Genomic DNA, 1,058 nt, shown 5'->3' on the forward strand with positions numbered 1-1,058 from the left:
AATGCTGAAACAGTAATTAGACTAGGCCAAAGTGTCGCGTTTGCTTCTGCGAGCATGATTCGATATGATTGGGGTGGAGTAGATATCTTGATTATAAATCAATTATTGCCGATCGGGTTATTCATCGCCATCCCGTCATTCAAGACAGGGGATTTGATTCAACTGCTGGGTATTAGTAGCGCGACAATTGCTTTCGGGTTCCGGGACATCCTCGAAAACTTACTGGCTGGGATTTTGATTGTTTTTGATCGCACCTGCAGACGGATACAAACCTGCGACTCTTTTCGTGAGTAGCCCCAAATTTTAGACTTTTGTTCAAGGTCCCAGATCCCTCAGTGGAGTCAATCTAAAATCTCAAATTTAAAATCTAGAATCTCAAATCTCAAATCTCAAATCTCAAATCGACTGACCCCACCTGCATACGGATACAAGCTGCCGACTTAATAAATATATTTGGATATATAATATTCGAGTGCGTCTTCAATATTTCACCAGCAGCAGGATTGCTGTACAGCATTTCAACCAAATACGAGTTGACTTGTGGGAAGAATCAACCCTAGATATTGACTATCTTATCTTGAGCAACGATCGCGCTCTGAATTCTCAACAAAGTCCGGAGCAAAAATCGTCGATATCGTCATGAATGCTCCGGCTTCACCGCAACACAAGTTAATTGTTTAGCTCGAATTCGTTGACAGGATTAACAGGAATAAGTTCTACTAAAACGATGACGGGTGTTCAGCGCTAGATTGAAAGCATTGTTGGCAATCAAAAACAGTCCGAATTGTTGATGGGCGGACATGGTATAATTCCTGATATTGTTGGGTGCGTCAGCCTACGATAATTTGAATATGAGCTAGATCATAGAAAGATTTGGGAGAATTTGGCAAACTGAGAGTAAGGTTAGATAGGAGGTTAATTTAATGACCAATACTGCTCTCAATTTTAAGACTGCACCCGGACATGAAGTTCTGGCCGCGGCGGGTAAGAGAATGCTGAGGCCGGGGGGGAAACTTGCTACAAAACAGTTATTTGAATGGGCGGATTTTCAGCCTGGG

At 42.3% G+C, this 1,058-nt stretch carries 1 pseudogene; it reads left to right on the top strand.

The features are described from left to right. Positions 1-294: pseudogene (locus ACUVJL_RS05780) on the top strand (hypothetical protein); the annotation flags it as partial. Between the last annotated feature and the right edge of the window lie 764 nt (positions 295-1,058).

The sequence above is a fragment of the Microcoleus sp. OTE_8_concoct_300 genome (assembly GCF_031383065.1).
Classification (GTDB): Bacteria; Cyanobacteriota; Cyanobacteriia; order Cyanobacteriales; family Microcoleaceae; genus Microcoleus.